Below are 24,680 nucleotides of genomic sequence, written 5' to 3'. Positions count from 1 at the left end.
CCTCCAGGGTCGGTCCGGGTATCCGACCGTCGTGGTGCCGGCACTCGTGCTGGCCCCGTTGAACATGCCGTTGTGGATCGGGCTGCTCGTGGGCAACCTGCTGTCGAGCTTCGTCATGAGCTTCCTGACCATGCCCCGCTATGTGAACCCGCTGCTCAGGCGGTGGCTGCGGCCGTCCCCTGATGAACCGGCGGCGAAGACCAACCTCATCGGCCTCGGCATCGTCACCGCGCTGCTCGCCTTCTGGTGCGTCGCCTTCTGGCTCGTCACGACGCAGATCTGGACACTTCCCTGAGTATCGCGACCCCGGCCGCCGGGTCCTGCCTCACCGGCCTCGCCCCGCAACGGAGATTCGTTGCGGGGCGAAGGGCAGGGCAGTCCCGCACTCAGCCCTGGCAGACACCGCGGGCGTAGTCGTATGTGGCCGTCGCCTGCGCGTACTTCCACTGCGGAGCGAGCAGCGCGTCATCGAGCTGGGCCGCGGCCTTCGGGTTCTCCACGATGTAGCCGAAGTCCTGGAGCCAGGCCGGGTACAGGTTCTTCGAGCCGATGTAGAAGGCCGAACCGTCCACCGACACCAGCTTGTGGTGCTGCGCGTACGGCTTGCCGTCGGCCCAGGTGGCGCTGTCGGCGTTCCGGGCGGAGGCGAGCTGGAGATTGCCGCACATCGCCGCCGTGGCGCTCGTGCCGTCGCCGGTGACGCGGGTGAGGCGGCTGCGCAGCACATCGCTGATCTCGCGGAGTGACTTGATCTGCGAGTAGCCGCCGCTGCCGACCGCACCGCGGTTGGCCGGGTCGCTGACCACGATGCGGACCTTCACCCCGGCGGCGAGCTTCGAGGCCAGCGCGTCGTACAGCCGGATGTCATAGCGCGGCAGCGGCGGGCAGGTGGCGTTCATGTCCTGCTGGGAGATCTCGACATGGCTGGTCGCGCTGCTGACGAGCGCCCGCAGGGCGCTCTCCTCGGGGTTGACCGTGTCGTAGTCGCGATCGGCGTTGGTGCGGTCGGACAGGCCGACGCCGCACTTGGTATCCGAGGCGTTCGGCAGCTCCGGCTTGAAATCCGATGACGAGTCGCGGTCCCTGATGCCGACGCCGAGGCCGCCGACGGCGATCACCGGGGTGTCACCGGACTGGCCGGCCCCGTTGGACCGCTGTGTCGTGGACAGGGCGGGCATGCAGCCGCCGCCGGACGAGGCGAACCACACCTTGGCGATGTTGTTCTTGTTGTCGCACGTCCAGGACCAGAGCTGGTCCAGGTAGCGACCGGCCGAGCCGGCAGCCGGGCCGGTGAGGGCGAGGTCGACGTCGGAAACCGGGTGGGTGGTGTCGAGGTAGTCGCCCTTCCAGTTGTTGATGCCACCGGTGATCGCGGACTGGCCGTCGACCACGAGCAGCTTGGAGTGGTTCCAGGACAGACCGGTCTTGGACGTCGTCATCGACGCGACGTTGAGCGTGATGTCGTCGGCGGCGTCGCCGAGCCCGGTGAGGAGCTGGTCACGGTACTTCGACGGCAGCACGTTCAGGTGGTACAGCGGCGCGGCGCCGACGAGTACCCGCACCTTGATCTTGTCGCCGCCCGAGCCGCGATTCGCCGCCGCGCTCCTGAGACCGGCGACGATCGCCTCCTGGAAGTCCCCGTCGGGGAACGGCGCCAGGGTGGATATGTCCACCGTGCGGGTGGCCCGCGCGATGTTCGCGGTCATCTTCGCCAGGAGCCGCTTGGTGCCGGACCGTTCAGCGCAGGCGGCGTCACCCCAGCAGCCCGGGGTCTGGAGCAGCCAGCCGGAGGGATCATCGGCGGGTGCGTCCAGGCGGTTGCCCGCCGTGCGCTCCCACACCTGGCCTTCAAGCCCCGGTGACACCTCGCGCAGTACCTGCTCGATGGCGTCGAGGTGCGGTGTGTCGGACGATTCCGCCGCGAACGCCGGGGCGGCGGGCAGCGGGGAGAGGGTGGCGGCGAGGACCGCCGCGGTAGCTGCGAGACGGGTCGAGCGGCGAAGCCGGACAGGAGCCAAGGTCGCATCCTTGTCGAGTGATTGGGGTGTCGCTCACGGCCGTGACATCAGGCACGGAGCTTGATCAACTCGACAGAAGTTACCAGTGAGGAACTATCGGTAACCAATCCGGGAAGGTGCGGGACCACGCGAGAGCGCGCGGGAGCACGCGGAGACGCACAGGGACGTGGAACATGTGGGGACCGCGGCGGGGCGGTGGGCTTCGCGTCTCCCCTTCCTTCAGGTCAGGAAGGGGGACGGGGCGGCCCGTACCACCGCACTGGCTCGCGCCCGCCGCGGTCCGGTCTGGGGGTGGTGCCGCCTCAGTCGTCGCGGAGGGCGTGGACCGCCTCCTCGACGCGCCTGCCGTAGTCGGCGTCGGCGGCGTGGAAGTGCGCCAGGTTCTTCTCGACCACGTCGTCACGGGACACCTGGGAGAGGCCGCCGGCGATGTTCGCCACCAGGCGCTGCTTCTCCTCCTGCGACATCAGCCGGTAGAGCTCACCCGCCTGGTGGAAGTCGTCGTCCTTGCTGTGCGCCACGGTGGCGTGGGTGCCCGTCCAGCCCTGGACGGACTGCGGGGCCGACAGCGCGGCTCCCGTCTGGGTGGGCCCGGAGTGGGAGTTGGGCTCGTAGTTCCTGTCGTGACGGGAGCCGTTGCGGGTGGCCATGAGACCGTCCCGGCCGTAGTTGTCCGCGGCCCCGCCCGGGACTCCCTGCGGGGAGTTCACCTGAAGCTGGGTGTGGTTGACGCCGAGGCGGTAGCGGTGCGCGTCCGCGTAGGCGAAGAGGCGGCCCTGGAGCATCTTGTCCGGCGAAGGGCCGATTCCCGGAACGAAGTTGTTCGGCGAGAACGCCGCCTGCTCGACCTCGGCGAAGATGTTCTCGGGGTTGCGGTCGAGCACCAGCCGGCCCACGCGGTGCAGCGGGTAGTCGGAGTGCGGCCAGACCTTGGTGAGGTCGAACGGGTTGAAGCGGTAGTCCGCCACCTCGGCCGCGGGCATGATCTGCACGTAGAGGGTCCAGGACGGCTTCACGCCCCGCTCGATGGCCTGGAGCAGATCCGTCTGGTGGCTGGCGGGGTCCTGGCCGGCGAGCTCGGCGGCCTGCTCGGAGGTGAGGCAGCGGACGCCCTGGTCGGTCTTGAAGTGGTACTTGACGAAGAAGGCCTCGCCCTCGGCGTTGGTCCACTGGTAGGTGTGTGAACCGTAGCCGTTCATGTGGCGGTACGAGGCGGGTATGCCCCGGTCGCCCATCAGCCAGGTGATCTGGTGCGTGGCTTCGGGGGCGTGGGCCCAGAAGTCCCATACGTTGTCCGGCTCCTGACGGCCGGTGAACGGGTCGCGCTTCTGGGAGTGGATGAAGTCGGGGAACTTGACGGGGTCCCTGATGAAGAACACCGGTGTGTTGTTGCCGACGAGGTCGTAGTTGCCCTCCCCGGTGTAGAACTTCAGCGCGAAGCCCCGCGGGTCGCGCACCGCGTCGGCGCCGCCCAGGGCGTCGGCCACGGTCGAGAACCGGATGAACGTGTCGGTGCGCTTGCCGACCTCGGAGAGGAAGTCCGCCCTGGTGTACGCGGTGACGTCGTCCGTCACCTCGAAGTGGCCGTACGCTCCCGAGCCGCGGGCGTGTACGACCCGCTCCGGGATGCGCTCGCGGTTGAAGCGCGCCAGCTTTTCCAGCAGGTGCTGGTCCTGGAGCAGCAGCGGACCGCCGGCACCTGCGGTGGCGGAGTTCTGGTTGTCGGCGACCGGAGCACCGGACTCGGTCGTCAGCACGCGCTTCGACATGTGGCGGGAAGACCTTCCGTACGGGAGATCGGGAGACACCGGGGAGCCCGGGAGCTCCCGGCGGCAGTGGGCGTGGCAGGAGCCTAGGTTTGCCCCGGCGACAGCGTCAACATTTTGTTGAAATGATGGGTGTGCATCCGGGCCGTGGCGGCACCTGGGCGCGACAGGACAGTTGTCGGCGCGGCCACGGCCCGGAAGTCCGGGGGCCTGAGCCCGCCAGGGCGGGCTCAGGCGGTCTGCCCGCCGGAGAGCCGCTCGACGGCCCGCAGCAGCGCGGAGTGGTCGAGACCGCCGTCGCCCTGCGCGCGCAGGGACGCGACGAGCTGGGCCACCACCGCGCCGACCGGCAGTGCGGCGCCCACGGCGCGGGCGGCGTCGGTGACGATTCCCATGTCCTTGTGGTGGAGGTCGATCCGGAAGCCCGGCGTGAAGTCACGGTTCAGGAAGTTGTCCTTCTTGCGGGCCAGCACGGTCGAGCCCGCGAGCCCACCGTTCAGTACGTCCAGGGCCGCACGCAGGTCCACACCCGACTTCTCCAGGAACACGACCGCCTCGGCGCAGGCCTGGATGTTGACCGCCACGATGAGCTGGTTCGCGGCCTTGACCGTCTGGCCCGAGCCGTGCGGGCCGCACAGGACGATGGTCCTGCCCAGCGCCTCCAGAAGCGGTAGTGCCTCGTCGAAGGCCTCCCGGGCGCCGCCGACCATGATGGACAGCACCGCCTCGATCGCGCCCGCCTCGCCGCCCGACACCGGGGCGTCCAGGACGCGGATGCCCTTGCCGGCGGCGGCCTTCGCCAGGTCGATGGAGGTCTGCGGGGTGATCGATGACATGTCGATCAGCAGGGCGCCCTCGCGTGCGTTCTCCAGGATGCCGTCGTGACCGTAGGCGATGGCCTCGACCTGCGGGGACGCCGGGACCATCGTGACGATGACATCCGCCTGTGCGACCGCCTCGGCGATGGAGGACGCGGCCTTGCCGCCGGCCGCGGCGAGCCGGTCGAGCTTGTCCTGTTCCAGGGTGAACCCGGTGACCTCGTAGCCGGCCTTCAGCAGGTTCTCGGACATGGGCGAACCCATGATGCCGAGGCCGATCCAGGCCACCTTGGGCAGGGTCTTGCGGGCGGAGTCCGTGGGGGTGCTCATCGGGGGCCTTGCCTTCCTGAAAGCTGTTGTTACGGGGGCGGGGTGGGGCGGACGCGGTAGCGGGGTGTCTCTCAGCGTGCGGCTCGGGCGCGGGCCGGAAGCCAGTCGAAGGTCCCGGCGCTCGGGCGGTCCCCGGGCTTGTACTCAAGGCCGACCCAGCCGTCGTAACCGGCCTTCCGCAGCTCTTCGAGATGCCGCCCCAGCGGGAGCGAACCGGTGCCCGGTGCGCCGCGTCCCGGATTGTCCGCGATCTGGACATGGCCGGTCTTGCCTGCGCAGGCCGCGATGACCCCGCTGACGTCCTCGCCGTTCATCGACAGGTGGTAGATGTCGAGCAGGAACTTGGCATTCCCCAGGCCGGTCGCCGCGTTCACCTTGTCGACGACCTCGACCGCGGACGGGGCGCTCACCAGTGGGTAGAGCGGGGACTCGGGTTTGTTGAGGGTTTCGACCAGCACGGTCGCACCCACCCGCGCGGCCGCGCGGGCCGCCAGCACCAGGTTCTCCAGCGCCAGTTCGTCCTGTACGGCCGGATCGACGCCCTCGACGCGGTTGCCGTACAGCGCGTTGAGCGCCGTGCAGCCGACCGACTCGGCGAAGCCGGCCGCGATGTCGATGTTGGCACGGAAGCGCTCCGACTCCTCGCCCGGCACGGACAGGGCACCGCGGTCGGGGCCCGGGAGCTGTCCCGCGTAGAAGTTCAGCCCCACCAGCCGGGTGCCCGCGTCCGAAAGGGCCGCGCGCAGTCCGTCCAGCTCGCTCTGGGCGGGGGCGGGGGTCTCCGTCCAGGGCCACCACAGCTCGACCGCCGTGAAACCGGCGGCAGCGGCGGCTGCCGGGCGCTCCAGCAGCGGGTACTCGGTGAAGAGGATCGACAGATTCACATCGAAGCGCCAGTCCGTGACCGCGGCTTCGGGGAAGCGGGCCATAAGGACACGCTCCTTCCGTATAGCGGAAGTTTGTTTCTGCTTAATGGAAGACTGCCTCTCGTGGGGGAGGGCTGTCAAGGGGCGGCCGTCGCGAGGGCGGCGGGTGGGCGGGCTTACCGTGTGGGCATGCGATTGCGAGTGGAGTTCACGACCGAGCCCTTCGACTTGGACGAAGCGCCGGCGCACGCCCTGGTGGCCCGTGAGGTCATCCAGGCGGCCGATCTCGACGCCGTGGACGTCGGGCCCTTCGGCAACACGGCGGAAGGTGCGGCGGATGCGGTGCTCACCGCGGTCGACTCGCTGCTCCGTCAGACCCTGGGGGCAGGCGCCACCCGTGTGTCGCTCCAGGTCAGCGTCATTCCGGGTGCTTCGGGTGCTCCGGGTGAAGGGGGCGGGCGGTGACCGAGTCCGTAGACCGGTCCGCGGACCATCCACTGGTCGTCGCCGTGCAGCCGCTCGTGGACGCCATGGGCGGGCGGATACTCGCACCGGATCAGGCAGGGCGTGACGATGTCGTGCTCGCCTGGGAGGGTGCGGAGGTGCTGGCCGTGCGCCTGCCGCAGCTCGCGGAGTCCCTGGACCACATCCTGGCCGCGATGGAGCGCACCTACGGCATGCCGCTGAAGGCGCTCGACCGCAAGACGAAACAGTCGGTCGTGCGCACCCTCGAGGCGCGCGGGGCCTTCTCCGTGCGGCATGGCGTGGAGACCGTCGCGGGTGCGCTGGGTGTGAGTCGATTTACCGTCTACAACTACCTGAACAGGGAGAACGCCGCAAAGGGCGAGTAGGGCGGGGTCTGTGAGGGCGCCGCATTTCAACAAAGTGTTGACGTGGCGTCGGTGGAAGGCGTTAGCTGTCCACAGCCCGTCTCACGCACTGCACGGAGGCTCCCGTGTCCTCGACTCCCGTACCGGGCCTGGCCCGGTTCAATACCGCCGCGGACAGCGCGGCAGCCGCCGAGCTGCACGAGGTGTGCGCCAGCGCCACCTGGGGGAGGGGCGTGCTCGCCCGGCGCCCCTACGCCGACGTTGAAGCCCTCTGCACCGCCAGCGACGCCGCCATGGCGGAGCTGACCGCGGACGATCTGGCCGAAGCGATGGCGGGGCACCCGCCGATCGGGCGCCCGAAGCCCGGTGACCCGGCCTCCGCGAGGGAGCAGCGGGGGATGGCCGGCGCCTCCGATGAGCTCAAAGCGGAGATGCTGGAGCTGAACCTGGACTACCAGGAGAAGTTCGGCCATGTCTTCCTGATCTGCGCCACCGGCCGCACCGGCGAGCAGATGCGCGACGCCCTCCGCGAGCGGATCGGCCACTCGTCCGAGCAGGAGCGGGAGATCGTCCGCACCGAACTGGGCAAGATCAACCGCATCCGGCTGGCCCGACTCGTAGCGCCCGCGGAGGAAGAGAGCCGATGACCACTACCAACGCCACAGCAGCCCCGCACACCTCGGTGTCCACCCACATCCTGGACACCAGCGTCGGCCGCCCCGCGCAGGGCGTCGCCGTCTCCCTGTCCGCCCGCGAGGGATCCGGCGCCGCATGGGCGGCGCTCGGCAGGTCGGCGACCGACCCGGACGGACGCTGCAAGGACCTCCCGGCCCTGCCGGAGGGCACCACCCATGTACGTCTCGACTTCGGTACCGAGGACTACTTCCTGGGAGAAGGACAGGGTCCAGCCGCGGTCGCAGCCGACCAGCAAGCCGATGCGCAGCAGGACGCCCCCGCGAATCGGGACAGCGGTGCGTTCTTCCCGGAAGTGGCGATCACCTTCGCCGTCAAGCCGGGCGAGCACTACCACGTACCGCTGCTGCTCAACCCGTTCGGCTACTCCGTTTACCGAGGGAGCTAGCAGACAATGACAGCCCAATCCCGTCCCGCCCGCCCCGTCCTCCTCGGCCAGAACCAGTACGGCAAAGCCGAGAACCGCGTCGTCAAGATCACCCGCGAGGGCGCGACCCACCACATCAAGGACCTGAACGTCTCCGTCGCCCTGTCGGGTGACATGGACGAGGTCCACTACTCCGGCTCGAACGCCAGCGTGCTGCCGACGGACACCACCAAGAACACGGTGTACGCCTTCGCCAAGGAGCACGGCATCGAGTCCGCGGAGCAGTTCGGCATCCACCTCGCCCGCCACTTCGTCACCTCGCAGGAGCCGATCAAGCGGGCACGCATCCGCATCGAGGAGTACGCCTGGGAGCGCATCCCGGCATCCAGCGCCAACTCCAGGTTCGTCGGGGCTGACGAGATCAAGCACTCCTTCGTCCGCAAGGGCCAGGAGACCCGGCTCACCCAGATCACCTACGACGGCGCGCGGTGGGAGGTGATCTCCGGCCTCAAGGACCTGGTGGTCATGAACTCCACCAACTCGGAGTTCTGGGGCTATGTGAAGGACAAGTACACCACCCTCAAGGAGGCGCACGACCGCATCCTCGCCACCGAGGTGTCCGGCCGCTGGCGCTTCAACTGGAGTGACGAGGACGAGCGCATGCCAAACTGGGAGAAGTCCTACGCGGCGACCAGGAAGCACATGCTCGAGGCTTTCGCCGAGACCTACTCCCTGTCGCTCCAGCAGACCCTGTACCAGATGGGTGCGCGGATCATCGATCACCGCGCCGAGATCGACGAGGTCCGCTTCTCGCTGCCGAACAAGCACCACTTCCTCGTGGACCTGGAGCCCTTCGGCCTCAAGAACGACAATGAGGTCTACTTCGCCGCCGACCGGCCCTACGGGCTGATCGAGGCCACGGTCCTGCGGGACGGCGCCGAAGCGCTGATCCCGGTGGACATGTCCAACCTGTGACCGAGTGGTCCGGGCCGCTACCCGTGCGGGTCCGGCCCGGACCGCCCGGAACCTCCAACTCCATGAACTCGGCACCCGGAGCACCACGGGTCCACACAGCAGAGTGACCCGCTCCGGTACTCAAATCCTCTGGGCCCTGCCGTGCCCGCTCCGCCACCGAAAGCATGAGGAAGTAGCCCCATGGCAGCATCGGCAGCCCCTGACCGGCCGGTCGATCGGATCGTCATCGAGAACTGCGCGATCGCGACCGTCGACGCCGACGACACCGAGTACGCCGACGGCCATGTGGTCGTCGCGGGCAACCGGATCGAGTCCATCGGGGCGGGCAAGGCTCCCGAGCAGTTGGAGAACGTGGTCCGCCGAATCGACGGCACCGGACACCTCGTCACTCCCGGCCTGGTCAACACCCACCACCACTTCTACCAGTGGATCACCCGCGGCCTCGCCACCGACCACAACCTCTTCAACTGGCTGGTCGCGCTCTACCCGACGTGGGCCCGAATCGACGAGCAGATGGTGCACTCCGCCGCCCAGGGCTCCCTGGCGATGATGGCGCGTGGCGGCGTCACCACCGCCATGGACCACCACTACGTCTTCCCGAAGGACTCCGGGGACCTCTCCAGCGCGATCATCCGCGCCGCGTCCGACATGGGCGTCCGCTTCACCCTGGCACGGGGCTCCATGGACCGCAGCGAGAAGGACGGCGGGCTGCCCCCGGACTTCGCCGTCGAGACCCTCGAAGGCGCGCTCGCCGCCACCGAGGAGACCATCGACAAGCACCACGACGCCTCCTTCGACGCGATGACCCAGATCGCCGTCGCCCCCTGCTCCCCCTTCTCCGTCTCCACCGAACTGCTCAAGCAGGGCGCCGAGCTGGCCCGCCGCAAGGGCGTACGCCTGCACACCCACGGCAGCGAGACGGTGGAGGAGGAGCAGTTCTGCCACGAGCTGTTCGGCATGGGCCCGACCGACTACTTCGAGTCGACCGGCTGGCTCGGTGAGGACGTGTGGATGGCCCACTGCGTCCATATGAACGACTCCGACATCGCGGCCTTCGCCCGCACCCGGACCGGTGTCGCACACTGCCCGTCGTCCAACGCCCGCCTCGCCGCCGGGATCGCCCGCGTACCGGACATGCTCGCGGCCGGGGTCCCGGTCGGACTGGGGGTGGACGGCACCGCCTCCAACGAGTCGGGCGAACTGCACACCGAACTGCGCAACGCCCTGCTGATCAACCGGCTCAGCGCGGTGCACCGCGAGGCGGCGCTCAACGCCCGCCAGGCTCTGCGCCTCGGTACGTACGGCGGTGCCCAGGTGCTCGGCCGTGCCGGGCAGATCGGCTCGCTGGAGCCCGGCAAGCTGGCCGATCTGGTGCTCTGGCGGCTGGACACACTGGCCCACGCCTCGATCGCCGACCCGGTGACCGCCCTGGTCTTCGGCGCCGCTGCACCGGTCACCCTCTCCCTGGTGAACGGCAGGCCCGTGGTCGAGAACGGCCGCCTGCTGCACGCCGACGAGGACGCCATCGCCCGCTCCACGCGGGCGGAGGCCCAGCGGCTCGCGCGCATCGCCGCAGGAGCCTGAACATCCCCGGACACCCGGACGAGGGGGACGGCCCTCGTCCGGGCGCCGTGCACCCGAGCGGGGTACACGGCAGCCGCCGCCGGGGAGTGCGCACTCCGCGTGCGCACTCCCCGGGGGTGTCGCTGAGGGCTCTTCCGTGAGTGATCCCCAGCGGGCGCACGGTGCCGGCTGCGGCACTCCCCCTGCCTTCGCCGGGCGGTACCCCGGCGCTGCGGTGCCGGGTCATCCGGATGCGCCCGGTATGAGGACGGCGTTTCCTGACTGGTCCTCAGGGTCACGTCAAATCCCTTACAAGCCGGGGAAGTCGACTCCCCGGCGTCGGACCGCCGCGCCGAGGGCGGCAGCACGCGCACCCGGTTCGGCGACGCCCGGTGGTGTGATCACTCGATCGGAGCATCCGCACGTGGCAGCGCGGGCAGGCCCGGCCGGGCGCACTTACGCTCACCCGGGTGACGCGTACCCGTACCGCCCTGAACACCGGCCTCGACGACTTCCTCGCCTGGGCGCAGCAGGCGAGGGGGGCGGCCCTGCCCGGGCGCCCCACGGACGCTGTGCTCTCGCTGCTCGCGCTGCGCGGTGCGGACCGCAGGACCGGCGTACCCGAGCCCACTCCCGAGCTGCTGCGCCGGGTCCTGCTGGAGGACCTGCCCCTGCTGCTGCACGCGGACGACGAGGAACTCGCTGCCGTACCCGCCATCCTCACCGCGCTCGCCGACCGGGTCCGCGCGGCCAACCGGTTGAACGCCAAACGGCACGCACGGGTGCTCGCGGCAGTCGATGAGCTCGTACCGGACCTCGCGAGGGCCATGGCGGAGCCGCTCAACCTCACCTGGCCGCGCTGGTACGCATCGCTGCTGCGCGCGGACGGCATCGACGCCGACGCACCCGGGGCCGTGCGCGACTGGCTCGCGGAGCTGGACGCGGCACCGCATGAGGACCGGCCGGCGCTGCCCGCCCCGCTGCACCGTGCCGACGTCACCACCGCCACGTTCGCCACCCGGGCCCGGCTCACCGAGGCCCTGCTGGAGGCCTTCGCCCACGATGTGGAGGGGCCATCGGCGGCCGGTCCGCTGCTGCCCGCCTCGACCGCCCTGTCAGCCGACCGGCCTGAGGACGCCCTCGCGGCCGAACTGGAGGCACTCGCAGGGACCCTGGGCGACCGCTGGACCGCCGAGGGACTCACCGAGGCGCTCACCGGCCCCTACGAGCACCTCGCGCCTGGCCCGGAAGCGCTGCCCCATGTGATGCTCGCCGACCGGCTCCTCGATGAGCACCTCGACTACTACGGTGCCTCCGACGTACCGCTGCCCCCACCGGACATGCTGCCCCCGCCCGAGGGGATCAGGGGCCTGCTGCACGCCGCCCCGCTGCCCGCCTCGCTGGCCGCGTCGGACGAGGACCTGCACGAACTGGCCGAGCAGTGCGGCTTTCCGGGCCAGGCCGGTGTGGTCTGGAACGCGGGCACGCCGGCCGAGCTGACCGAGCTCGGCGCCGACATCCTGGCGGCCGTCGTGGAACGCGTCGCCGCCGACTCCGGCCCCGACGACGAATACGCCCTCGACGCCGCCCACATCCTCTACACGCTCTACGAACGCGGCGGCACACCCGACTCCGTGGCCCGCAGGGCGGCCGGCCACATCGACTGGTGGCTCGACCCCGAGCTGGAGGACGCCCCGCTCACGGCCCCGGACACGGCCCCGGCGACCTACACCACACCGACCCCCGCCGAACTCGGCCGGCTGACGGGCCTCCCCGGTCTGACCGAGAGCAGCCGCGCCGAACTCGACGCCCCGGCCCGGGCCCTCGCGGCCATCGTCGACCGGCTCGCCGGTACCGGATGCGTCTTCCGTACGGGCGATGTCTTCGGGCTCACCCCGCTCGGTGCCGCCGTCGTACGCCACGCGCTGTCGGTGGGGCATGTCGCCGTACCGGACGCGAAGGCGCCCTCCGGGTGGGACGCGGCGCGGCTCGTCGCGGCCGTCGAGCCCTGGCCCCCGCATATCGCGGCCCGCACCCTGTCGGACTGGACGGCGGCGCGCGGCGGCGGCGACGAGGTCTGGAGCGCACTCCTCGCCGCCGCACCGGCGGCCGTCCCCCGTCACGGCATCCCCGGACTCCTGGAGCGCCTCGATCGCGCAGCCATCCCCGTGGCCCCCCTCAAGGCGGCCCTCACCGACCCGGTGATCGGCGGCCATGTCCGCCGGATCCTGCTCGCGCGCCGGGAGGAGGCGCCCGAGGAGCGGGTCCCGCCGACGGCCCTGGCCAATGCGGTGCTCGGTGACCTCCTGGCCGCCTCGCTCAAGGACATGCGGGTCGCCATCGAGGCGGCACAGCAGGACCGCGCCCCCGAGAGCCCACCGCGTGCCCTGCTCGACGCCTTCGACAGCGCCGCCGCCGACTGGCCGGGCGGTGGCGCAGCCCTGATCCCCGTACTCGCCGCGGCCGATCCCCAACGGGCCCGACCCGTCCTCGACGGTCTGCGCGCCCGTCACCCGGACAGCGCGGTGACGGACTCGGCGGCGCACGCGCTGAAGGAGGCCAGGGTGTCGACGGGCGGTCATCACCCTCGTCGGCGGAGGAAGCCGCGCCGGTCCTAGGTGTGTTGTCCGGACAGGTTGGTGCCGAGGCCGGCGCAAGGGTGCGGCTCGACCACGTGACCGTCGCGCAGTTCCACCACCCGGTCGGCGAGTCCGATCAGGTCGGGGTCATGGGCGGCGACGAGCACGGTGACCGACTCACTGCGTGCCACCGCACGCAACAGCTCCATGAACTGCGCCCGGACAGGACGTAGCAGCACGGTGAGGCGATCGTCCACGGTGTCCCCGCAGTCCGTTGCCGCGTCAGGGACACCCTGGATGCGCGGGGGCGGACGGTCAACTCGTCGCGGTGACAGCGGGATACGGCTCGAAAACACTGGTTCCGACGTCTTGTCAGTGCAATTTCACATTACTATTTTACAGGTCACATGTCGCGCGTGATGCTCTCACCGGAAGTGACCTCCATGAACAAGCGCACCCAACTCGCCCTCGCAACTCTCCTGTTGACCGCACTGGCCCTCGGCACCCCGGGCTGCTCCACGGCGGACACCGATGCCCTGCGGAAGGCGAACGACGGCCGCGGCGAGAACCCCGCGGCGGCCAACGAGGGAAAGATCCTCGGCGGCACTCCGGCCAGGGGCGGCACCCTGACGATCCTGTCCAACCAGGACTTCGCCCACCTCGACCCGGCCCGCAACTGGGTCATGCCGACCATGGACTTCGGCACCCGCCTGCTCTACCGCACGCTCGTCACCTTCGCCGCCGAGCCGGGCGGCGCAGGCAGCCGGATCGTCCCCGACCTGGCCACCGATCTCGGCAGGCCCTCCCACGGCGGCAGAACATGGACCTTCACACTCAAGGAAGGGCTGAGATACGAGGACGGCTCGCCGATCACCGCCCAGGACATCAAGTACAACGTCGAGCGCTCCTTCTCTCCCGACCTCACCGGCGGTCCCGACTACGCCGCCCGCTACCTCGCCGGCACCAAGGGCTACGCAGGACCGCTCACGGGTGAGCACCTCGACTCGATCAAGACCCCGGACCCGCGCACCATCGTCTTCGAACTCATCCGCCCCGTCGCCGACTTCGCCTCCACCGCGACCCTGCCCACCTTCGCCCCGGTGCCGAAGGCGCACGAGAAGGGCGCCCAGTACGACGGACGGCCCTTCTCCTCCGGCCCGTACAAGATCGAGTCGTACGACCGCGACAAGAAGCTCGTCCTGGTACGCAACGAGCACTGGGACCCGAAGACCGACCCGGTGCGCAAGGCCTATCCGGACCGGTTCGTGGTGCTGATGGGCCTCAAGGGCGGGCAGATCGACGACCGGATCATCGCGAGCAGCGGCGCCGACGCCTCCACCGTCCCCTGGTCCGACCTGCGTCCCGAGAGCGTGCCCAAGGTGCTCGGCAGGCCCGGCATCAGACAGCGGCTGCTCGCCGAGTCGCAGGGCTGCACCGAAATGCTCCAGCTCAACACCTCACGGCCGCCGTTCGACGACCCCGAGGTCCGCGAGGCCATGCAGTACGCCGTCGACAAGGAAGCCGTCCTCACCGCGGGCGGTGGCCCCGCGCTCAACGACATCGCCACGGCGTATCTGCCGCCCGCACTGACCGGTGGAAAGCAGGCCGACACCCTGCGTATCCCGCCCGCGGGAGACCCGGACAAGGCGAAGAGCCTGCTCAAGGCGGCGGGCAGGGAAAGCGGCTTCAAAGCCAGTCTCACCGTCTCGACGGGTGACAAGACCAAGGCCGAGGCGCTCCAGCAGGGACTGTCCCGCGCCGGGGTGAAGATCACCGTCGACACCGTCGACCCGGGCGCCTACTACGACATCATCGGCGACACCCGCAGCGCTCCCGACATGGTGCTGGCCGGCTGGTGCCCCGACTACCCGTCGGGCTCCACCTTCCTGCCCTTCGTCTTCGACGGCCGCACCATCAAGGAGAAGGGCAACTCCGGCAACTACGCACAGTTCCGGGACAAGCCCACCATGCGGCGTATCGACGAGATCAACGCCATGCCGGACGCCGCAGCGGCGGGCCGGGCCTGGGCCGATCTTGACGCGGCGATACTCGCCAAGTCCCCGGCCGTGCCCCTGCTCCTGGAGCGCAAGCCGCTGCTCGTCGGCACGAATGTCGCGGGAGCCTTCGGCCATCCCGTCTGGGCCGGTCAGCTCGACTACGCGACGATCGGTCTCAAGGACCCGTCGAAGAGCCAGGGCTGAGGGCGCGCCCACCGATGACCGCATCAGTATCCGCGCCCGTCACCGCTCCGGACGCCACCACCGCGGCCGCATCCTCGGGCACCAGCCCCTGGAAGCGCGCCCGCAAGGAGCTGTGGCGCCGTACGTCCGTCCGGATCAGCCTCGCCGTCGTCGCCCTGTTCGCCCTGATGGCCCTCACCGCACCCTGGCTGAGCGCGCTCGGCGGCTGGAGCCCCGACACCTTCGACAAGAACGCCGTCGACCCCTACCTCGGCGGCCTGCCCATCGGCTCCCTCGGCGGGATCAGCCCCGACCACTGGCTCGGTGTCGAACCCGGCACCGGCCGGGACCTGTTCGCCCGGGTGGTGCACGGCGCCCGTGTCTCCCTCCTGATCGCCTTCACGGCCACCGCCGTCGTGGTGGCCGTGGGCACCGCGGCGGGCATCGTGGCGGGCTACTTCGGAGGACGCGTCGACGCCGTCCTCAGCAGGCTGATGGACCTCACCATGTCCTTCCCCTCCCTGATCTTCATGATCGCCGTCATGTCGGTGGCCAAGGACGTCAACCGGATCGTGCTGATGACGGCGGTCATCGGGCTGTTCGGCTGGCCGGGAATCGCCCGGGTCGTACGCGGCCAGACCCTCTCCCTGAAACACCGCGAGTACGTCGACGCCGCCCGCGTCGCCGGCTCCGGCCCCTGGCGGATACTCAGCCGCGACATCCTGCCGGGCGTCTCGGGCCCCGTCATCGCGTACACGACCCTGCTCGTGCCCGGGATGATCAGCACCGAGGCCGCCCTCAGCTATCTCGGCGTCGGCGTCCGGCCACCCACACCCTCCTGGGGTCAGATGATCGCCGAGAGCGTCGCCTTCTTCGAGACGGACCCCGTGTACTTCCTCATCCCGAGCACCTTCCTCTTCCTCGCGGTGCTCGCCTTCACGCTGCTCGGCGACGCGCTGCGGGATGTGCTCGACCCGAGGGGCAGCCGCGGATGACCCTCTATCTCGTGCGCCGCCTCGCCGCCGTGGCGGGCGTCCTGCTCGCCGTCACCGCCGCCACCTTCGTCATCTTCTACGTCCTCCCGGCGGATCCGGCCGCCGCGGCCTGCGGCAAGACATGCAGCCCCGAACGGCTGGAAGCCGTGCGCCACCACCTGGGCCTGGACCAGCCGCTGTGGCGGCAGTTCACCGGATTCCTCAGTGGACTGTTCGCCGGGCGCACCCTGGGCACCGGCCCGTACGCCGTCCCGTGCGACTTCCCGTGCCTCGGCTACTCGTACGAGAACTCCCTGCCCGTCTGGGACCTGCTCGTGGACCGCCTCCCCGTCTCCGTGTCCCTTGCCGTCGGCGCCGCCGTGCTGTGGCTGCTGCTCGGTCTCGGCGCGGGTGTCGTCGCCGCCCTGCGCAAGGACACGCTGACCGACCGCGCCCTGATGGTCGGGGCGGTCGCGGCCGCGTCCCTGCCCGTCTACTTCACCGCGGTCATGTTGATCTACGGAGTGATCCGGGTGGCCGGACTGCTGCCCTATCCCACCTACCAGGAGTTCACCGACGATCCGCTGGGCTGGGCGGCCAACCTCCTGCTGCCCTGGCTGGCGCTCGCCCTGCTGTACGCCGCCATGTACGCACGCCAGAGCCGCGGTTCGATGATCGAGGCGATGGCGGAGCCGTACATCCGCACCGCCAGGGCCAAAGGCCTGCCCGAACCGACCGTGGTCGTCAAACACGGACTACGGTCCGGGATGACCCCGATCCTCACCCTCTTCGGCATGGACCTCGGAGGACTGCTCGCCGGGGCGGTCATCACCGAGTCCATCTTCGGACTGCCGGGGGTCGGACGGCTCTTCTACGGAGCGCTCGTCAGCGCCGACCAGCCCGTGGTGCTCGGTGTGACCCTGCTGGCCGCCTTCTTCATCGTCGTCGCCAACCTGCTGGTCGACCTGCTGTACGCCGTGGTCGACCCGAGGGTGAGGTACTGATGGGTGCCCTGCTCGAAGTACGCGACCTCCAGGTCACGTTCACCACCACCGCCGGTCCCGTCCACGCGGTGGACTCCCTCGGCTTCACCGTCGAAGCGGGCCGCACCCTCGGCATCGTCGGCGAGTCCGGCTCGGGGAAGTCGGTCACCTCGCTCGCGGTGATGGGCCTGCACCGGAGTGCGGCGGCCCGGGTCTCGGGCTCGATCGTCTTCGACGGCCGTGAGCTGACCGGACTGCCGGAGAAGCAGCTCGCCGGGCTGCGAGGACGCCGGATGGCGATGATCTTCCAGGATCCGCTGTCCAGCCTCCACCCCTCGTACACGGTCGGCGAACAGATAGCGGAGCACTTCCGCGTCCACTTCCGCAGCGGACGGGCCGCCGCGCGCCGCCGCGCCGTCGACATGCTCGGCGACGTGGGCATCCCCGAACCCGCCCGCAGGGCGGGGGAGTACCCCCACCAGTTCTCCGGAGGCATGCGCCAGCGTGTCATGATCGCCATGGCTCTGGCGTGTGAGCCGGATCTGCTCATCGCCGACGAACCGACGACCGCCCTGGATGTGACCGTCCAGGCGCAGATCCTCGAACTCATCGTGCGCGTACAGGAAGAGCGCGGTCTCGGCGTCATCATGATCACGCATGATCTAGGGGTGATCGCCAGGGTCGCCCACGACGTACTGGTGATGTACGGCGGCCGGGGCGCCGAACAAGCTCCCGTGCAGGCGCTGTTCGACAGGCCCGCGCACCCTTACACCCGGGGGTTGCTGGACTCCTTGCCACGGCTGGACGATTCCGAGGACGCACCCCTGCGGTCGATCCCCGGCAGTCCGCCCTCGCTCGTCGGGCGCACACCGGGCTGCGCGTTCGCGCCGCGCTGCGCCCTCCACGCATCGGCGGACGAAGGGCAGCGGCGCCGCTGCACCACCGAACGGCCCGCCTTCACCCCGCTCGACCCCCTGAACGGCCCCGCACATATGACGGCCTGTCATATGGCCGTACCCGTCGAGGAGGAGGCCCGATGACGGTGACGACGACGACCTCGCTGCTGTCCGTACGGGACCTCGGCAAGTCCTTCCCCGGCAGGCGAGCGCGCACCGGCCGGCGGGGTGCGCCGGTCAGGGCCGTGGACGGGGTGAGCTTCGACGTCGCGGCGGGGGAGAGCCTGGGCCTGGTCGGCGAATCGGGCTGCGGGAAGTCCACCACGGGCCGTCTGATCGTCCGTTTGCTGGAGCCCACGGCCGGGTCGGTCCACTTCGACGGCAGTGACATCAGCCATCTGTCCGCGGGCGGTATGCGACCTCTGCGGCGGCACATCCAGATGGTGTTCCAGGACCCCCACTCCTCCCTCAACCCCCGGCAGACCGTGGCCCGGGTCATCGCCGACCCCCTGCTCGTACAGGGCTGGAGCCGGACGGAGGCACGGCAGCGGGCGGCGGATTTGATGGAGCTGGTCGGGCTGGTCCCGGAGCATATCGACCGCTACCCTCACGAGTTCTCCGGTGGACAGGCACAGCGGATCGGCATCGCCCGCTCCCTGGCCACCAGCCCCCGGCTGCTGGTCGCCGACGAACCGGTCTCCGCCCTCGATGTCTCGGTCCAGGCGCAGATCGTCAATCTGATGGCGCGTCTGCGCCGCGAACTGGGCCTCGCCTATGTCTTCATCGCCCACGACCTCTCCGTGGTGAAGCGGGTGTGCGACCGGGTCGCGGTGATGTACCTCGGCCGGATCGTCGAGATCGGCGACAAGCGCACGGTGTACGGCAGCCCGCTGCACCCCTACACCCGGGCGCTGCTGTCCGCCGTACCAGTGCCCGACCCGGTGGCCGAGCGGCGCCGCGAACGCATCACCCTGGCCGGCGACCCTCCGAGCCCGGCGGCGCCACCGCCCGGATGCGCCTTCCACCCCCGCTGCCCCAAGGCGCAGGCGATCTGCCGTGCGGAACGGCCGCTGCTGCGGATCGGTGGCCCGGGAGAGCGCAGCGAGGTCGCCTGCCACTTCCCGGGTGACTGAGCCGGACACGGGAACGACGGGGCCGCCCCCTGGAGCACACGGCTCCAGGGGGCGGCCCCGTCGTAGCCGCGGGTGTCAGCCGACGAGCTGCTCGTACGCCGGGAGCGTCAGGAAGTCCGCGTAGTCCGCGTCCAGCGAGACCCGCAGCAGCAGGTCGTGGGCCTGCTGCCACCTGCCCGCCACGAAGGCCTCCTCGCCGACCTCCTCGCGGATCGCGGCCAGCTCCCGGGCTGCGACCTCCCGCGCCAGCTCAGGGGTGGCCCGCACGGTCCTGCCGTCGTGCTCGAACTCCACACCCGCGTTGATCCACTGCCAGATCTGGGAGCGGGAGATCTCGGCGGTGGCGGCGTCCTCCATCAGATTGAAGATGGCCACGGCGCCGAGGCCGCGCAGCCAGGCCTCGATGTAGCGGATGCCGACCTGGACGGCGTTGCGCAGGCCCTCGTAGGTGGGCCTGGCGTCCAGGGAGTCGATGGCGATCAGGTCACCGGGCGCCACCGAGACCTCCTCGCGCAGCCGGTCCTTCTGGTTGGGCTTGTCGCCGAGCACCGCGTCGAAGGAGGCCATCGCGATCGGGACCAGGTCCGGGTGGGCGACCCAGGAGCCGTCGAAGCCGTCCCCGGCCTCGCGGTCCTTGTCGGCCTTGACCTTTTCGAAGGCGACCTTGTTGACCTCGGGGTCCTTGCGGGAGGGGATGAAGGCGGCCATGCCGCCGATCGCGTGGGCGCCGCGCTTGTGGCAGGTGCGGACGAGCAGTTCGGTGTACGCGCGCATGAACGGGGCCGTCATCGTGACCGCGTTGCGGTCCGGGAGGACGAACTTCGCCCCGCCGTCACGGAAGTTCTTGACGATGGAGAACAAGTAGTCCCAGCGGCCCGCGTTGAGGCCGGAGGCGTGGTCGCGGAGCTCGTAGAGGATCTCCTCCATCTCGTACGCCGCCGTGATCGTCTCGATGAGCACGGTGGCGCGGACGGTGCCCTGCGGGATGCCCACGTAGTCCTGTGCGAAGACGAAGATCTCGTTCCACAGCCGGGCCTCGAGGTGCGACTCGGTCTTGGGGAGGTAGAAGTACGGGCCCTTGCCGAGCTCGATCAGCCGCTTGGCGTTGTGGAAGAAGTACAGACCGAAGTCCACCAGCCCACCCGGCACCGGGCGGCCGTCGACGCGCACATGGCGCTCCTCGAGGTGCCAGCCGCGGGGGCGCATGACCACGGTGGCGAGCTCGTCGGCGGGCCGCAGCGCGTACGACTTGCCGGTCCGGGCGTCCGTGAAGTCGATCCGGCGCTCGTACGCGTCGATCAGATTGAGCTGCCCCAGGAGCACGTTCTCCCAGGTCGGCGCCGAAGCATCCTCGAAGTCGGCGAGCCAGACCCGGGCGCCCGAGTTCAGGGCGTTGATGGTCATCTTGCGGTCGGTGGGACCGGTGATCTCGACCCTGCGGTCGTTGAGCGCGGCCGGTGCGGGTGCCACCTTCCAGCTCTCGTCCGCGCGGATCCCCGCGGTCTCCGGGAGGAAGTCGAGCGTGCTGGTGCGGGCGATCTCCGCACGCCGCTCCGCGCGGCGGGCGAGGAGCTCATCACGCCGGGGGGTGAACCGGCGGTGCAGCTCGGCGACGAAGGCGAGTGCCGCGTCGGTCAGCACCTCCTCCTGCCGGGGCAGCGGCTCGGCGTCGACGGTGGCCAGCGGGGACGGCGCTGGTGCGGACATGAGTGGTCACTTCCTTCAGCGAGCTCGGCAGGGGCACTCGGTGCCAGGGGCCTTGAACTTCGGTCTCCGGCCCTGTTCAGGGCGAAGGGCGCTTCTGAACAGTGGATAGTAGTTATCGCATGGTGGAAGTTCAATGTTTTGTTGACGTCGAGATTCTCCGGGTCGACACAATGTGGCGCTCGGTGCCACCCTGCTCACTCCAGGTGCCCCAGATCCTCGGGAGTGTCGATGTCGTACGGCTCGGCCACCTCCCCGCACTCCACGAGGCTGATCTCGGGCTCGTGCTCCCTCAGGTAGTCCCGCGCCCCGCGGTCACCCGAGGCACTCGCGGCCACCGCGTCCCAGCGGGCCGCTCCGAAGAGCACCGGATGGCCTCGACGGCCGTCGTACGCGGCCGACACCAGAGCCGACGGCGAGTCACCGGCCGCCACCACCCGGGCGATCGCCGCCGCACCGATACCCGGCTGGTCCACCAGCGAGACCAGGACCGCGTCAGGGGCCCCCTCCGCGGTGCCCAGGGAGGTCAGCCCGACGCGCAGCGAGGAGCCCATCCCCTCCTCCCAGTCCGCGTTGACCGACACGACACAGCCCGAGAGGTCGGCTTCCCGCAGCACCTGATCGGCCGCCGCGCCCAGGACCACGTGGACGGTGCGGCAGCCTCCGGCGCGCAGTACGCGCACCGCGTTCTCCACCAGGGGGCGGCCCCGGTACTCCAGTAGCGCCTTGGGTCGGCCGCCGAGCCGCCGACCGCCGCCCGCGGCCAGCACCAGTCCCGCGACCTGCGGTTTCTCTGAGGTATGAGCCATGGACCCTGCTTACCTCATCAAAGAGCCCGATGGCCCGGCGACGCTTCGGTGGCCCTGTGCGAGGGTGCTGCTCCAGGGCGGGCAGGAGGTTCCCCGGATACATGCGGGGCGGAAACGCGCTCCACCCGGTCCCATCGGCCGGGACATGTCCGCCGTGGGCGCCGAGATCTGCGTGCAGACCAGCTCGGGGGCGCCCCCGGGCTGATCACCGTGAAGGGCTTCGGGCCGGAATCGGGCCCCAGCGACTACACAACGCTCGACCTCACCGTATGGCGCAAGGCGCTCGAAGTGGACACGTCGGGCTGATTCTCGTACTCCCGAGTGGCGAAGCCTGCGGGTCATGGCGTTAACTTGCCCGCGACCCAAGACGTCTGACCATCGTTCGGCGGGTCATACACCGGACACCGGGACGTGCGAGGGGGAGTGCTGTGTTGCGGAGCGTGAGGCAGACGCGGGTGACAGGGAGCGGTGAGGATCCGAGGGTGGCGGAGCTGCGCTCCGCCGTCTCCCGGCTCCGCCGTGAACTGGCCGGATATCCGGCCGAATTCGCGGATCGGGCCATCGCGGAGGACGAGCTCGCGGCGATGGCCGCGATGGTGGACGGCAGGGTGCCGGAGATCCGGCGGCTGCGCCGCTCGTTGCTGCTCGTCGTCGGCTCGATCGGCTCCGTCAGCGCGCTCGCATCCGGGCTCGCCGCCGTGCGGCAGGCGGTCGAGCTCTTCGGCGAGCCCATCGGCGACCTGTACGGCGACGCGAGCGGCGGTCCCTGCGGAGGGCTGCGCGGCGGGCTGACCGGGGGCGCGTACGGCGGCGCCTACGGCGGTGACGCGTCCTGCGGTGGAGGGGCGTACGGCGACGACGCGTCGTACGGCGTCGCCTATGGCCCTGGTTCGTACGGCAGCGGCATGGACGACGACACCACGCGCTGACCGCGGCCCACATGGTCAGGGTGCCGCCCCGTAACGCGGATTTCTCCGAACGCACACGGTAGTGACATGAGCGCGAAGCGTAGCCAATTTGGCGTGAACCTCGCTTGAGTGGACCTCGGCGGGGCAAAAGACTTCTCCTGTGCCAGCGGCTGCGCCTGTTGGGGGAGCAGTCGTACGGGGGCCACGGCACATCCATCGCGTTCGCAAGGCAAGGAGAAGTCGGCATGGCCGACGGCATCGCCCGTGGCACCGGACACCCGATCACCCTGACCGACGGCACAACCACCCGTACCAGGGAGATGACACCAGCCGATCTCGCGCCCGTCCAAGCGCTCCACCGGCGCTGCTCACCGGACAGCCGGGCCCGGCGCTATCACACCGGCAAACCCGAACTGTCCCGCGCCGGATGGCGGTTGCTGTGCGACCCGAGGCGCGGCACCACTCTGGTCACCACCGCGGGCCGGCACGCCGACCACATCATCGCCATGACCAACGTCATGCGTACGGACCGGCAAGGGGTGGGGGAGCTGGCCGTACTCATCGAGGACACCTGGCAGTTCAAGGGCCTCGGCACCGCGCTGGCCGCCCATGCCGCCGAAATCGCCCGCAGCCAGGGGCATCACACGCTGACGGCCACGGTCGCCGTCGACAACACGCCGATGCTGCACGTACTGGAGAGCCTCGACGCACCGCCCGCACTCGCATCCGACGGGCCGGTCATCGACGTCCGCATCCCTCTGTGAGCGGGGTGCTCAGTCGCGCAGCGGCTGGCTGGGCCTGCCTGTCGATCCGCGCAGGGCGATGAGGCACCACACCGCTGCCGAGGCCAGTGCGACCGCCGCCATCAAGGCGACCGCCGGTGCCTCGGGCCGCCAGCCCAGCGACAGCCGCGTCCCCACCAGGATCGTGCAGATGGTGACTCCCTCCGGGGCGTAGACCGGCACCCGCGCCGCGGCGGCCCGCAGGGCTGCGCCCGACAGCAGGCCGATGACGGCCCAGAACGTGAGGTACGGCAGCAGCGGTCCGGGCGCGGTGCTCGGCAGACCGTACTCGTCGGGCCCGAGGCGGAACTGGCCACTCGCCCAACCGAACCCCACGCCGAGCGCGGCCACGGCCACCACCCACAGGGCGTGGCGCCACAGCGGTCCGGGCCTGATTTCCTCAGTCTCCTCCAAGTCGTCCGCAATATTCGCATTGTCGTACCCATGGGGGCTCAATTCATCGCTCACGCACGGAAGGACGCTCCGGCGTGTGTCGCGGTTGTCCGCGGCCGAGCAAGCGAATTGCGCCTGCTTGGTGAATGCTGTTCCCTCCACAAGAGTGGACATAGATGCCTAAAGCTCGTATTCCCTGACATATGCGCTCGGCACCTGTATCGCTTGACCTGAGCGCTCGGCAACCACCGAGTGCATGGGGCGGCCCGGCCCGGTCGGGGGTGGCCGCGTAACACTTCTCAAGGAGAGTCCATGGGTCCTGAATTCAGGACGAAGTCCTCGTACGGGCCGCTTCCGCGGCGCAGGGCGTGGGTGTCGGGCGGTGCCGTGGCTTCGCTGGCGCTCGTGGTGTCGGGCATCGCGGGTCCGGCGTTCGCCACCGCGGAGGCCGATGTTCCCGGGCTGAGCGCCGTCGGCGCCAGCGGGGACAGGTGCCGGCCGATGGTGAGCACCGACGGCATGATGGCCACGCTCGACTGGGGCGACTGCAACGGCCGCCCCGGCCCGGCTGGTCCGCGTGGTTCGACCGGACCCACCGGCCCGACCGGGGCCACCGGGGCCACCGGGGCCACCGGGGCCACCGGGCTCGGCGCGACCGGTCCTACGGGGCCGACCGGTCCTACGGGGCCGGCCGGCGCCGACGGCACGGTTGCCATCACGTCGGACACCAGCGAGACCCAGGCGTTCACGCTGCTCGGTGTCCAGACCCCGTTCGACTCGCCCTCGTGCCCCGCCGGCAGCGTGCCGATCTCCGGTGGGCTCGAGACCCAGAGCGGGGTGACGCTCATCGGCGAGAGCTACGCGAACGGTGACCACTGGACGGTGGAGGCGACGGCCACCGTCCTGCCCACCACGGTCACGGTGCAGGTCTGGTGCGCCTCCTAACCAGCGCGTGAGCAGCGGGCGGCCCGGATGCCCTCTCGCGAAGGCCCGCCCGCACGGCTGCAACGGAGTCCCCGTCCCCGGACGGGGACTCCGGCCTGCCCGCGTCCAACGCACCAGCGCTGCCCGACCTGATCGGTACCGGTGGACCGGGCGCTTTCGCCCGGCGGG

The 24,680-nt window shown here is 70.3% G+C and carries 23 protein-coding genes and 1 pseudogene; 16 read left to right on the top strand and 8 right to left on the bottom strand.

The window, feature by feature from the left end:
* Positions 1-31 precede the first annotated feature (31 nt).
* Positions 32-295, top strand: coding sequence for a hypothetical protein (locus ABZ532_RS15550; protein WP_361282860.1), 264 nt, complete (start codon positions 32-34; stop codon positions 293-295).
* A 91-nt stretch (positions 296-386) separates the two neighbouring features.
* Here ABZ532_RS15550 and ABZ532_RS15545 read toward each other — a convergent pair whose 3' ends face one another.
* From ABZ532_RS15545 to ABZ532_RS15530, 4 genes are all read right to left on the bottom strand, one after another.
* A complete protein-coding gene (locus ABZ532_RS15545; RefSeq protein ID WP_361282858.1) occupies positions 387-2,018 on the bottom strand; it encodes a phospholipase D-like domain-containing protein in 1,632 nt (543 codons plus the stop codon).
* A gap of 302 nt (positions 2,019-2,320) precedes the next feature.
* Complete coding sequence (locus ABZ532_RS15540; protein ID WP_361282856.1) at positions 2,321-3,787, bottom strand: catalase; 1,467 nt, start codon at positions 3,785-3,787, stop codon at positions 2,321-2,323.
* Between the two features lie 227 nt (positions 3,788-4,014).
* Positions 4,015-4,932 (bottom strand): 2-hydroxy-3-oxopropionate reductase, encoded by a 918-nt coding sequence (locus tag ABZ532_RS15535; protein WP_361282854.1) that lies wholly within the window; start codon positions 4,930-4,932, stop codon positions 4,015-4,017.
* A gap of 71 nt (positions 4,933-5,003) precedes the next feature.
* Positions 5,004-5,861, bottom strand: a complete 858-nt coding sequence (locus ABZ532_RS15530; RefSeq protein ID WP_361282852.1) for a TIM barrel protein — start codon at positions 5,859-5,861, stop codon at positions 5,004-5,006.
* Between the two features lie 126 nt (positions 5,862-5,987).
* Here ABZ532_RS15530 and ABZ532_RS15525 point away from each other — a divergent pair, with 126 nt between their 5' ends.
* The 7 genes from ABZ532_RS15525 to ABZ532_RS15495 all read left to right on the top strand — a co-directional run bounded on the left by ABZ532_RS15525 (position 5,988) and on the right by ABZ532_RS15495 (position 12,844).
* Positions 5,988-6,263 (top strand): hypothetical protein, encoded by a 276-nt coding sequence (locus ABZ532_RS15525; protein ID WP_361282850.1) that lies wholly within the window; start codon positions 5,988-5,990, stop codon positions 6,261-6,263.
* Positions 6,260-6,649, top strand: coding sequence for a helix-turn-helix domain-containing protein (locus tag ABZ532_RS15520; RefSeq protein WP_361282849.1), 390 nt, complete (start codon positions 6,260-6,262; stop codon positions 6,647-6,649). The genes ABZ532_RS15525 and ABZ532_RS15520 overlap by 4 nt, the downstream gene beginning before the upstream one ends.
* Before the next feature lie 104 nt (positions 6,650-6,753).
* The gene (gene uraD / locus ABZ532_RS15515; protein WP_361282847.1) at positions 6,754-7,275 is read left to right on the top strand and encodes a 2-oxo-4-hydroxy-4-carboxy-5-ureidoimidazoline decarboxylase; all 522 of its coding nucleotides are present in this window, start codon (positions 6,754-6,756) and stop codon (positions 7,273-7,275) included.
* Positions 7,272-7,709 (top strand): hydroxyisourate hydrolase, encoded by a 438-nt coding sequence (uraH, locus tag ABZ532_RS15510; protein WP_361282845.1) that lies wholly within the window; start codon positions 7,272-7,274, stop codon positions 7,707-7,709. Before uraD ends, uraH begins: the two co-directional genes overlap by 4 nt.
* Before the next feature lie 6 nt (positions 7,710-7,715).
* Positions 7,716-8,663, top strand: a complete 948-nt coding sequence (gene pucL, locus ABZ532_RS15505) for a factor-independent urate hydroxylase (RefSeq protein WP_361282843.1) — start codon at positions 7,716-7,718, stop codon at positions 8,661-8,663.
* A gap of 180 nt (positions 8,664-8,843) precedes the next feature.
* Positions 8,844-10,247 carry an 8-oxoguanine deaminase gene (locus ABZ532_RS15500; protein ID WP_361282841.1) on the top strand — a complete coding sequence of 468 codons (1,404 nt, stop codon included), beginning with the start codon at positions 8,844-8,846 and terminating at the stop codon, positions 10,245-10,247.
* 449 nt (positions 10,248-10,696) lie between these two features.
* Complete coding sequence (locus ABZ532_RS15495; protein ID WP_361282839.1) at positions 10,697-12,844, top strand: hypothetical protein; 2,148 nt, start codon at positions 10,697-10,699, stop codon at positions 12,842-12,844.
* Here the strand turns inward: ABZ532_RS15495 and ABZ532_RS15490 are convergent.
* The gene (locus ABZ532_RS15490) at positions 12,841-13,062 is read right to left on the bottom strand and encodes a hypothetical protein (protein ID WP_361282945.1); all 222 of its coding nucleotides are present in this window, start codon (positions 13,060-13,062) and stop codon (positions 12,841-12,843) included. The genes ABZ532_RS15495 and ABZ532_RS15490 overlap by 4 nt on opposite strands.
* A gap of 186 nt (positions 13,063-13,248) precedes the next feature.
* Here ABZ532_RS15490 and ABZ532_RS15485 point away from each other — a divergent pair, with 186 nt between their 5' ends.
* Genes ABZ532_RS15485 through ABZ532_RS15465 form a run of 5 tightly spaced genes read left to right on the top strand, consistent with a single transcriptional unit; the run spans position 13,249 to position 18,971 of the window.
* Positions 13,249-15,006 carry an ABC transporter substrate-binding protein gene (locus ABZ532_RS15485; protein WP_361282837.1) on the top strand — a complete coding sequence of 586 codons (1,758 nt, stop codon included), beginning with the start codon at positions 13,249-13,251 and terminating at the stop codon, positions 15,004-15,006.
* A 14-nt stretch (positions 15,007-15,020) separates the two neighbouring features.
* Positions 15,021-15,980: an ABC transporter permease gene (locus ABZ532_RS15480; RefSeq protein WP_361282835.1), complete on the top strand. Its 960-nt coding sequence runs from the start codon at positions 15,021-15,023 to the stop codon at positions 15,978-15,980.
* Entirely contained in the window at positions 15,977-16,963 is a 987-nt protein-coding gene (locus ABZ532_RS15475) for an ABC transporter permease (RefSeq protein WP_361282833.1), read from the top strand. The genes ABZ532_RS15480 and ABZ532_RS15475 overlap by 4 nt, the downstream gene beginning before the upstream one ends.
* Complete coding sequence (locus ABZ532_RS15470; protein ID WP_361282831.1) at positions 16,963-17,982, top strand: ABC transporter ATP-binding protein; 1,020 nt, start codon at positions 16,963-16,965, stop codon at positions 17,980-17,982. Before ABZ532_RS15475 ends, ABZ532_RS15470 begins: the two co-directional genes overlap by 1 nt.
* A complete protein-coding gene (locus tag ABZ532_RS15465; protein WP_361282829.1) occupies positions 17,979-18,971 on the top strand; it encodes an oligopeptide/dipeptide ABC transporter ATP-binding protein in 993 nt (330 codons plus the stop codon). The genes ABZ532_RS15470 and ABZ532_RS15465 overlap by 4 nt, the downstream gene beginning before the upstream one ends.
* Before the next feature lie 75 nt (positions 18,972-19,046).
* On the opposite strand, the gene aceB is transcribed toward ABZ532_RS15465, so the two are convergent.
* Entirely contained in the window at positions 19,047-20,678 is a 1,632-nt protein-coding gene (gene aceB, locus ABZ532_RS15460) for a malate synthase A (protein WP_361282827.1), read from the bottom strand.
* Between the two features lie 194 nt (positions 20,679-20,872).
* On the bottom strand, positions 20,873-21,484 hold the full coding sequence (locus tag ABZ532_RS15455; protein WP_361282825.1) for a nucleotidyltransferase family protein: 612 nt from the start codon (positions 21,482-21,484) through the stop codon (positions 20,873-20,875).
* A gap of 428 nt (positions 21,485-21,912) precedes the next feature.
* On the opposite strand from ABZ532_RS15455, the pseudogene ABZ532_RS15450 reads away from it, so the two are divergent.
* Both ABZ532_RS15450 and ABZ532_RS15445 read left to right on the top strand, forming a co-directional pair.
* Positions 21,913-22,215: pseudogene (locus tag ABZ532_RS15450) on the top strand (DUF5955 family protein); the annotation flags it as partial.
* A gap of 422 nt (positions 22,216-22,637) precedes the next feature.
* Positions 22,638-23,156, top strand: a complete 519-nt coding sequence (locus ABZ532_RS15445) for a GNAT family N-acetyltransferase (RefSeq protein WP_361282823.1) — start codon at positions 22,638-22,640, stop codon at positions 23,154-23,156.
* A 9-nt stretch (positions 23,157-23,165) separates the two neighbouring features.
* Here ABZ532_RS15445 and ABZ532_RS15440 read toward each other — a convergent pair whose 3' ends face one another.
* Positions 23,166-23,588 (bottom strand): hypothetical protein, encoded by a 423-nt coding sequence (locus ABZ532_RS15440; protein WP_361282821.1) that lies wholly within the window; start codon positions 23,586-23,588, stop codon positions 23,166-23,168.
* 291 nt (positions 23,589-23,879) lie between these two features.
* Here ABZ532_RS15440 and ABZ532_RS15435 point away from each other — a divergent pair, with 291 nt between their 5' ends.
* Complete coding sequence (locus tag ABZ532_RS15435; protein ID WP_361282819.1) at positions 23,880-24,512, top strand: hypothetical protein; 633 nt, start codon at positions 23,880-23,882, stop codon at positions 24,510-24,512.
* Positions 24,513-24,680 lie beyond the last annotated feature (168 nt).

The organism is Streptomyces sp. NPDC019396, assembly GCF_040632375.1.
Classification (GTDB): Bacteria; Actinomycetota; Actinomycetes; order Streptomycetales; family Streptomycetaceae; genus Streptomyces.
This window is presented reverse-complemented; position numbering and strand designations above follow the sequence as displayed.

Bases quoted from the DNA above. Each gene is read 5' to 3' on its own strand.
- uraH (WP_361282845.1), top strand. From the start codon at position 7,272: ATGACCACTACCAACGCCACAGCAGCCCCGCACACCTCGGTGTCCACC.
- ABZ532_RS15525 (WP_361282850.1), top strand. From the start codon at position 5,988: ATGCGATTGCGAGTGGAGTTCACGACCGAGCCCTTCGACTTGGACGAA.
- ABZ532_RS15480 (WP_361282835.1), top strand. From the start codon at position 15,021: ATGACCGCATCAGTATCCGCGCCCGTCACCGCTCCGGACGCCACCACC.
- pucL (WP_361282843.1), top strand. From the start codon at position 7,716: ATGACAGCCCAATCCCGTCCCGCCCGCCCCGTCCTCCTCGGCCAGAAC.
- ABZ532_RS15535 (WP_361282854.1), bottom strand. From the start codon at position 4,932: ATGAGCACCCCCACGGACTCCGCCCGCAAGACCCTGCCCAAGGTGGCC.
- ABZ532_RS15530 (WP_361282852.1), bottom strand. From the start codon at position 5,861: ATGGCCCGCTTCCCCGAAGCCGCGGTCACGGACTGGCGCTTCGATGTG.
- ABZ532_RS15435 (WP_361282819.1), top strand. From the start codon at position 23,880: ATGGGTCCTGAATTCAGGACGAAGTCCTCGTACGGGCCGCTTCCGCGG.
- ABZ532_RS15540 (WP_361282856.1), bottom strand. From the start codon at position 3,787: ATGTCGAAGCGCGTGCTGACGACCGAGTCCGGTGCTCCGGTCGCCGAC.
- ABZ532_RS15465 (WP_361282829.1), top strand. From the start codon at position 17,979: ATGACGGTGACGACGACGACCTCGCTGCTGTCCGTACGGGACCTCGGC.
- ABZ532_RS15475 (WP_361282833.1), top strand. From the start codon at position 15,977: ATGACCCTCTATCTCGTGCGCCGCCTCGCCGCCGTGGCGGGCGTCCTG.
- ABZ532_RS15485 (WP_361282837.1), top strand. From the start codon at position 13,249: ATGAACAAGCGCACCCAACTCGCCCTCGCAACTCTCCTGTTGACCGCA.
- aceB (WP_361282827.1), bottom strand. From the start codon at position 20,678: ATGTCCGCACCAGCGCCGTCCCCGCTGGCCACCGTCGACGCCGAGCCG.
- ABZ532_RS15455 (WP_361282825.1), bottom strand. From the start codon at position 21,484: ATGGCTCATACCTCAGAGAAACCGCAGGTCGCGGGACTGGTGCTGGCC.
- ABZ532_RS15500 (WP_361282841.1), top strand. From the start codon at position 8,844: ATGGCAGCATCGGCAGCCCCTGACCGGCCGGTCGATCGGATCGTCATC.
- ABZ532_RS15470 (WP_361282831.1), top strand. From the start codon at position 16,963: ATGGGTGCCCTGCTCGAAGTACGCGACCTCCAGGTCACGTTCACCACC.
- ABZ532_RS15445 (WP_361282823.1), top strand. From the start codon at position 22,638: ATGGCCGACGGCATCGCCCGTGGCACCGGACACCCGATCACCCTGACC.